We start from the raw sequence: 8107 nt of genomic DNA on the forward strand, positions 1-8107 counted from the left end.
CAGTTCCGGTCCGGGCCCGCACCTGCCACGACAGACTCGCTCCGGCCGCATGTGCCGGACAGGCTGCATCACAAGCGATCTCGTGCGGCACGCTTCTGGCGTGCCGTCCACTCGGCCCTGTCGTCAAGCCGAGCCGGCCGAATCCGCGGGCGGGGACCCTCGTGAAAGGGCCGGTGAGGCCGCGCGGGCGGGGGTGCGGCCTCACCGGAGTGCGAACGGCTGCGAGGGGAGTCAGCGTCCGCACGATCGGGGTCAGCGACCCTGGGCGAGGTGGGTCAGCAGGATCAGGCCGCCGATCAGCGTCAATCCGGTCAGCATGACCAGGGCGCCGTAGGGCAGGCGGGGAATCCGGAAGGTCGAGAGTGGCTGGGGCCTGGTCATTTCGCCTCCATGGGCGTGGTCTCGGTGACGTGGTGGGCGGTCGCGCCCCAGCCGACGTGGGCCTCGGCGCGCATGCGGTCGACCATGTGCGGGTAGTGGAGTTCGAAGGCGGGGCGCTCGGAGCGGATGCGCGGCAGCTCGTAGAAGTTGTGCCGCGGCGGCGGGCAGGAGGTCGCCCACTCCAGGGAATTGCCGTAGCCCCACGGGTCGTCCACGGTCACGACCTCGCCGTAGCGGTAGGACTTGAAGACGTTCCACAGGAACGGCAGCATCGACGCGCCGAGCAGGAAGGCGCCGATGGTGGAGACCTGGTTCAGCAGGGTGAAGCCGTCGGAGGGCAGGTAGTCGGCGTAGCGCCGCGGCATGCCCATGTTGCCCAGCCAGTGCTGGGCCAGGAACGTCAGATGGAAGCCGAGGAACGTGGTCCAGAAGTGCCACTTCGCGAGGCGTTCGTCGAGCATGCGGCCGGTGATCTTGGGGAACCAGAAGTAGATGCCCGCGAAGGTGGCGAACACGACCGTGCCGAACAGGGTGTAGTGGAAGTGCGCGACCACGAAATAGGTGTCGGACAAATGGAAATCGAGTGGCGGTGAGGCCAGGATGACGCCGGACAGGCCGCCGAACAGGAAGGTCACCAGGAAGCCCAGCGAGAACAGCATCGGGCTCTCGAAGGTGAGCTGTCCCTTCCACATGGTGCCGATCCAGTTGAAGAACTTCACGCCGGTCGGCACCGCGATGAGGAAGGTCATGAACGAGAAGTACGGCAGCAGAACGGCTCCCGTGGCGTACATGTGGTGCGCCCACACCGCGATGGACAGCGCCGCGATGCCCAGTGTCGCGTACACCATGCCGGTGTAGCCGAACAGCGGTTTGCGGCTGAACACCGGGAAGATCTCCGACACGATGCCGAAGAACGGCAGCGCGATCACATACACCTCGGGGTGCCCGAAGTACCAGAACAGATGCTGGAACAGCATGGTTCCGCCGCTGGCCGGATCGTAGATGTGCCCGCCGAGGTGCCGGTCGTAGTACAGCGCCAGGGCGGCTGCGGTCAGCAGCGGGAACACCAGCAGCACAAGGAAACTCGCGACGACGACGTTCCAGGTGAAGATGGGTAGCCGGAACATGGTCATGCCCGGGCAGCGCAGGCACACGACGGTGGTGAGCATATTGACCGCGCCCAGAATGGTTCCCAGGCCCGAGACGCCCACCCCCAGGATCCACAGGTCCGCGCCGACACCGGGGGAGTGGATGATGTCAGACAGCGGCACATACGCGGTCCAGCCGAAATCGGCCGCACCGCCCGGGGTGACGAAGCCCGCGGTCGCCATGGTCGCGCCGAACAGATACAGCCAGTAGCTGAGCGCATTGAGCCGTGGAAACGCGACATCGGGCGCGCCGATCTGCAAGGGCAGCAGGATATTCGCGAATCCGAAGATGATGGCGGTCGCGTAGAACAGCAGCATGATCGTGCCGTGCATGGTGAACAGCTGGTTGAACTGTTCCGGCGACAGGAACTGCATGCCCGGCTGCGCCAGCTCCGCGCGCATGATCAACGCCATCAGCCCGCCGATCATGAAGAACGCCATCGAGGTCATCAGGTACATCTGCCCGAGCACCTTCGGGTCGGTCGTGCTGACCATCCGGTACAGGAATGAGCCCTTGGGCGATCGCCGCACCGGATGCGGACGCGTGATCTCCGGCGCTGCTGGGATTTTCGGTGATATCGCGGTCACCCAGCGCACGGTAGTGAGCTGCGGGGTAGCCGGTGAATCCCCAATGGACGGTTTGAGGACCTTCGATGAGCGATCGAGGACCTTGGGCCGTGCTGCCGGTGACCTTCGAACCGAGATCGTCCTCGAACTGGGCTAGGGTGCGGTGGCCGGGATCACATCGCGCCGGCGCAGGTTCTCGGCGACCTCGAGCTCCCAGACCTCGTTGGCCCGCGAGGTGTCGACTTCGAACTCGAAGCGCCGCACCGATTTCGGGTCGACATCGGCGACGTCGACGTAGAACTGCTCGTACCAGCGGCGCAGCTGGTAGACCGGGCCGTCCTCGTCACAGAGCAGTGGGTTCTCGATCTTGGACTTGTGCTTCCAGATCTCCACGTCCTGCAGGAAGCCCTCGCCGATGCCCTCGGTCATCCTGTCCGCCAGGCGGTTCGCGGTGTCCGCCGGTACGCCCGTGGGTCTTTCCAGCGTGATGCCGTACTGCAGGACGAAGGAGTCCTGGGTGACCGGGTAGTGGCAGTTGACCAGGACGCTGCGGACCTCGAAACCGCCGTAGACATTGAGCAGTGGATTGATCATGTAGGCGGGCCCGAAGTACGAGGCCTCCGATTTCAGCAGCGTGTCTCCGCGGTACTTGGTCGCCATGCCGACGTCCGGGCGGCCCTTGGTCTCGAGGTACTGCGTCGCGACATGGCCCTCGAAGACGTTCTTGAAAAATGTTGGGAACGCGTAGTGGATGTAGAAGAAGTGGGCCATGTCCACAATGTTGTCGATGATCTCGCGGCAGTTGGAGCCCTCGATGAGGATCGAGCGCCAGGTCCACGGGGTCCAGTCGGGGGAAAGCGTTGCCGCGGAGTTGCCTTCGGCGTCGGTGTACGGTCCCCGGATGGTCGGGATGGTGACCTCGTCCGGTGGCGGGTTGCCCTCGTGGTCGTGCCAGACGAAGAGCTGGCCGTTGCGCTCGAGCGTGGTCCACGCGTGGGTGCGGGCCAGCGGGGGTACCCGCCGCGCGTAGGGAATGCCGGTGCAGCGGCCGTCGCCGTCCCAGCGCCAGTCGTGGAACGGACAGGCGATCCGGCCGTTCTTGACAGTGCCCGTCGACAGGTCGCCGCCGAGGTGGCGGCAGTAGGCGTCCAGCACCCGCAAATCGCCGGTATCGTCGGCCCAGACGGCCAGCTTGGTGCCGAAGGCATTGACCGAGTGGGGTTTCCCGTCCCGGAACGCGTCCGCCAGGCCCAGGCAGTGCCAGCCGCGGGCATAGCGGGTCGGCATCGTGCCCACGTCGATGTCCCGGATCTTTCTGCCGAACCCGCGTGATGTCGCCATCATACCCTCCTGTGTCTAGAACCAGTTGCAGATTTGTGTCAGCTTCCGATCGGTGAGGGCATCCAGGAAATGGTCGAAAGACTCTTCTTTTAGGGATTTCCGTCCGCTTGTCGCGGACCTCGAGCTGCTCAATAGTGACTGGAACGTGTTCTAGAAATGTGGCGAAGAATGTGCGGTCGCCACCTGACCGGTCAGGAGAACCCGGCGAGATGACCCGTGAAATCACTGCGCGCGTCGAGGCTTTGGTGCCGACCCTGCGCGAGCGCGCCCAGCGGACCGAGACGTTGCGGCGCATTCCCGACGAGTCGATCGAGGACCTGCGGGAGGCGGGATTCTTCACCCTGATGCAGCCGCGGCAATGGGGCGGATGCGCCGCAGATCCGGTGGTCTTCTACGACACCGTGCGCACCCTGGCGAGCGCCTGTGGATCCACCGGCTGGGTGGCGGGGATCCTGGGGATTCACAACTGGCACCTGGCGCTGTTCGATCAGCGTGCGCAGGACGATGTCTGGGGCCACGACAGCGACGCGCGGATCGCCTCGTCGTACGCGCCGATGGGCGCCGGTGCCGTGGTGGACGGTGGCTATCTGGTCAGCGGTTCCTGGGCGTGGTCTTCCGGGGTGGACCACGCCGACTGGGTCTTCGTCGGCGGGCCGGTGCTCGAGGACGGCAAGCCTGTCGACTTCGGCTCCTTCCTCATCCCGCGCAGCGACTACTCCGTCGACGACGTGTGGAACGTGGTCGGTCTGCGTGGCACCGGATCCAATACGGTTGTCGTCGAGAACGTCTTCGTCCCGCGGCACCGCTTCCTGAGCTTCGGTGTCATGAACTCGCTGACATCGCCCGGGCTGCGGCGAAATTCGGAGCCCGTCTACAAAATGCCCTGGGGGACTATCCATCCCACCACGATCGCCACGCCGATCGTCGGCATGGCCTACGGCGCCTACGCGGCCCACGTCGAGCATCAGGGCAAGCGGATCCGGGCCGCGTACGCCGGCGAGCACGCCAAGGACGACCCCTTCGGCAAGATCCGCATCGCCGAATCCGCCAGCGACATCGATGCCGCGTGGCGGCAGTTGTCCGGCAATGTCGCCGACGAGTACGCCCGGCTCCGGGACGGCGGGGAGATCCCATTCGCTCTGCGCGCCCGCGCCCGCCGCGACCAGGTCCGCGCCACCGCCCGCGCCATCGCCGCCATCGACCGGCTCTTCGAGGCCGCCGGGGCCAGCGCCCTCGCCGACGACACCCCACTGCAACGCCTGTGGCGCGATGCTCATGCCGGACGCGTCCATGCGGCCAACGACCCCGAACGTGCCTACGTCATGTACGGGAACCACGCTTTCGGACTTCCGGTAGGGGACACCATGGTGTAGTCGGATCGGGTCGGCGGCGGGTCCTGGATCAGGCCCCGCCCGCCAGGCGAAGGACCAGAGCGCCTGCGCCGGATCGCCGCGGCGGGGGCCTGCCGTCGTCAGCTCGGGATGGATTCGATCTTGGCCGTGTCGAATTCGACGTATTCGATGCGTGCGCCGCCGGGGTGCCGCACCGTCAGATTGCGGCCGGTGGGAACGTCGTTCGGGCCGTCGAGGACGTCGCCGCCGAGGGTGGCGATGATCGTGAGCACCTCCTCCAGGTCGTCCACGATCACGGTGGCGTGTGTTTCCCGGTAGGGGGCAAGGGCTTCCGGGGTTCCGGCGATGAGCAGGTAGGCGCCGATCCCGGCCAGTTCCAGCTCGCGGTAGGCGAAGCGGAGCCGGGGCTGCTCACCGGTGAGCGCGGTGAACGTGGGCAATGCGGCGTCCAGATCGTCGATGTAGACGCGGGCCAGGGTGCTGAGGACCGTCACTGCGAACTCATTTCGATATTTCCGAATCAACGAAACGAACGTAAGCTGGTGCCCCGGTCATGTCAACCGAACGAGGAACCCGATGCCGCCGCTCACCCAGCCGAATACCGCGAACCTGGACCTGGTGACGGTGCTGCACGCCCTGGGGGACCCGGTCCGGATGGAACTGGTCCGCCTGATGGACGTCCACGGCGAAATCTCCTGCAGCCCCGATCATCTCGTAATCCCGAGATCGACCCTGTCGAACCATTGGCGCACCCTGCGCGAGGCCGGCCTCACCGTCACCCGCGTCGACGGCAAGGCCCGCTACATGACCCTGCGCCGGGCCGACATCGACGAACGATTCCCCGGCGTGCTCGACGCGGTGCTCGGGTCCCTCCCCTAGAGGTCTGCCAGTGCCAGTCCGGTGAGTGCGCCACCGGGGCGGGCGATTTCGGTGTCGATACCGTCGTCGAGGTCGACGAGGCGGATCGCACCGCCGAGATCGCTGACGTAGAACCGGGATTCGCTGATCGCCACCACGCCGATGGCCTCGCGGTAGCCGCTGGACAGGATGGTCACCGGACCCGGAACCGGGTCGACCGAGGCGCGGTTGAGGGTATTGCCCGCGGGTTCCGCGCCGCGATCGGTCCACAGCAGGTTCCCGTCGCCGGACAGTGCCAGGTCGATCGGCTCGGGGAGGTCGTGCCAGAGCACCTCGATATCGGTACGGGCCGCGGGGGAGGTGCCGGTGGGGAGTTCCAGTGGCGCGCGGAAGATGCGGCCTTCACCGGCCTTCGGTGCGCCCTTCTGGGTCCAGTAGAGGTGGCGGCGGTCGAGGTCCAGGCAGATGCCGACCGGCCAATTCCGGGACTGCACAGCGTCTTCGGGGCCTGCACCGGTGACCACCAGCGGGTGCAGCTCGCCCCCGGCGAGATCGCAGGTGAGGACCTGCATGCCCTCGCGGTCGCACCAGTACAGGCGGCCGGTGGCGAAATCGGCGGTGAGCTGCTTGCCGGTGGTGAACGCGCCGGGCGGCACGATCACGGTGCGATTGCCGCCGTCGAGGTCGGCGCGTTCGAGCATGCCGGTCCGGTGGAAGAACACGGGTTCCGTGCCGGGTCCGGGACGCATGTCGGGTGCGCCCATGCTGGTCCAGTACACGTGCCCGCGATCCTGATCGACGGCAACGCCGTCGGGATAGGCGTCCAACCCGGTGATCACGGTGCGCACGTCACCCCCGTCGAGCGAGATCGCGTGCATGGCACGGGCTTTGAGGTCGAGCGCGAGCAGATGTTTCATCGCGGCCTCCTGCGGGTCACTGCCGATTCGGGTCGGGGTAGTCGTCGTAGAAGCCGGCGCCGGATTTCACGCCCAGCTTGCCGTCGGCGATATAGCGCTTCAGCAGAACGCGTGGGCCCTCGGGCAGATGCGGATTCTCCTGGGCGTAATGCTCTTCGATATCGAGCACCACATCGAGGCCGACGCTGTCCATCATCCGGAACGGCCCCGCCTTGGTGCCGAAGTTCAGCGTGAACATGGCATCGACGTCCTGTGGGGTCGAGACGCCCTCGTAGACGACCTCGAGCGATTCGCGTTTCAGCGCCGCCCAGATCCGATTGAAGATGAAGCCGGTGCTCTCCTTGCGGCACAGGAAGGGATGCAGACCGTATTCGGGGAAGGTCGACATGACGAAGTCGATGATCTCGGGCGCGGTATCGCCATCGGACATCACATCGAGCGTCGTCGACGTGGGCGGCATATAGAAGTGGGTGTTGAGCATCCGGTCGCGGGTCGAAAGCCCCTCGGTGAACAGCCTGCTCGCATACGACGACGAATTCGACGAGACGACCGCATCGACCGCGCACAGTCCGTCGAGCTGACCGAAGATCGACTTCTTGAGGTCGAGCCGCTCCGGCACCGCCTCCACCACCAGCCACGCCGCCGCCACCGCATCGGCCAGGTCCGGCACATAACTCACGATCCCCGGCGTGCCGCCGTCGATATGGGCGGCCACCGTAGGCAATTCACCCGTCGCGTACCCGGCGGCCTGCGTCCCCTGCGCCCCGTTCGGATCGGTGATGAGCACGGTGCCGCCCCGCGTGGCGAACATCAGCGCGATGCGCCGACCCAGCGTTCCCGCGCCGATCACGGCCACCGGCCGGGTGCGATAGTCCTTCGGTATCGCAGCCATTCCCCGCTCCTTCGATGAAAGGTCCGAGCTGTGGATTCGCGTTATCGATCGCTATCACGGTAGCCGGGTCGGCTCGGCTCCCGGCGGAGCCGCCGCATCGTCGGCGCGGTGGGCGCGGTGCGGCCCGTGCTCACGTCAGGAAGAAGCCAACGAGTTGATCCGAGATCGGTGGGCGGTCGGCGGGGCCGATTTCGCCGACCGTCCGCTGCCAGGTCGATCCGTCCGGGGCGAACTGGGGCAGGGGTGCGCCGGAGCCGGGGATTCCCGAGCGCCGCAACAGGATTACGATCACCGGACGGCTCAGGGCGGCGAGTTCGTGGGCGGGCCGGTTGCCGTGGACGCGGATGCCGAGGTCGACCTCGGCGAGGGCGCGCGGACCGTGGCGTTGCCCTCCTGCTTCCCGATCCCGAAGCCACCGATCCTCCGGACCGGCTGTCCGGGCGCTCGGTCTGTGAATATTCGGCAAACTTCACCCACCTCGGACTGCTGGTTATCACAAAAAGCCACGTCAAACCAATACTTGAACGGTGTTCAAGCTCGAGGTAGATTGCCTTGACATGACTGATGGACTGTTGAATCTGTTGGTGGACAAGGCGTTACGCCGAACGGCCCCGACCAGGGCGGAGGCGCTGGCGTTGCTGAGCGGCGCGC

Annotated in this window: 9 protein-coding genes; 2 read left to right on the top strand and 7 right to left on the bottom strand. The window is 66.4% G+C overall.

Annotated features, from left to right (window positions below; translation table 11 throughout):
• Positions 1-252: 252 nt before the first annotated feature.
• The 3 genes from ACWEQQ_RS06260 to ACWEQQ_RS06270 form a co-directional block, all read right to left on the bottom strand.
• Positions 253-381 (bottom strand): hypothetical protein, encoded by a 129-nt coding sequence (locus tag ACWEQQ_RS06260; protein WP_452347410.1) that lies wholly within the window; start codon positions 379-381, stop codon positions 253-255.
• On the bottom strand, positions 378-2117 hold the full coding sequence (ctaD, locus tag ACWEQQ_RS06265) for an aa3-type cytochrome oxidase subunit I (protein WP_452347411.1): 1740 nt from the start codon (positions 2115-2117) through the stop codon (positions 378-380). Before ctaD ends, ACWEQQ_RS06260 begins: the two co-directional genes overlap by 4 nt.
• Before the next feature lie 132 nt (positions 2118-2249).
• The gene (locus ACWEQQ_RS06270; RefSeq protein ID WP_452347412.1) at positions 2250-3437 is read right to left on the bottom strand and encodes a Rieske 2Fe-2S domain-containing protein; all 1188 of its coding nucleotides are present in this window, start codon (positions 3435-3437) and stop codon (positions 2250-2252) included.
• A gap of 209 nt (positions 3438-3646) precedes the next feature.
• Here ACWEQQ_RS06270 and hsaA point away from each other — a divergent pair, with 209 nt between their 5' ends.
• Positions 3647-4810 (top strand): 3-hydroxy-9,10-secoandrosta-1,3,5(10)-triene-9,17-dione monooxygenase oxygenase subunit, encoded by a 1164-nt coding sequence (hsaA, locus tag ACWEQQ_RS06275; RefSeq protein ID WP_452347413.1) that lies wholly within the window; start codon positions 3647-3649, stop codon positions 4808-4810.
• A 98-nt stretch (positions 4811-4908) separates the two neighbouring features.
• Here hsaA and ACWEQQ_RS06280 read toward each other — a convergent pair whose 3' ends face one another.
• A complete protein-coding gene (locus ACWEQQ_RS06280) occupies positions 4909-5283 on the bottom strand; it encodes a VOC family protein (RefSeq protein ID WP_452342755.1) in 375 nt (124 codons plus the stop codon).
• A gap of 82 nt (positions 5284-5365) precedes the next feature.
• Between ACWEQQ_RS06280 and ACWEQQ_RS06285 the strand changes: the two genes are divergently transcribed.
• A complete protein-coding gene (locus ACWEQQ_RS06285) occupies positions 5366-5668 on the top strand; it encodes an ArsR/SmtB family transcription factor (protein ID WP_452347414.1) in 303 nt (100 codons plus the stop codon).
• Here the strand turns inward: ACWEQQ_RS06285 and ACWEQQ_RS06290 are convergent.
• From ACWEQQ_RS06290 to ACWEQQ_RS06300, 3 genes are all read right to left on the bottom strand, one after another.
• Complete coding sequence (locus ACWEQQ_RS06290) at positions 5665-6564, bottom strand: hypothetical protein (RefSeq protein WP_452347415.1); 900 nt, start codon at positions 6562-6564, stop codon at positions 5665-5667. The two genes, ACWEQQ_RS06285 and ACWEQQ_RS06290, sit on opposite strands and share 4 nt — an antisense overlap.
• Positions 6565-6580: 16 nt before the next feature.
• Entirely contained in the window at positions 6581-7456 is an 876-nt protein-coding gene (locus tag ACWEQQ_RS06295) for a 3-hydroxyacyl-CoA dehydrogenase family protein (RefSeq protein ID WP_452347416.1), read from the bottom strand.
• A 130-nt stretch (positions 7457-7586) separates the two neighbouring features.
• On the bottom strand, positions 7587-7922 hold the full coding sequence (locus tag ACWEQQ_RS06300; protein WP_452347417.1) for a hypothetical protein: 336 nt from the start codon (positions 7920-7922) through the stop codon (positions 7587-7589).
• Positions 7923-8107 lie beyond the last annotated feature (185 nt).

This window comes from Nocardia sp. NPDC004123 (assembly GCF_053603795.1).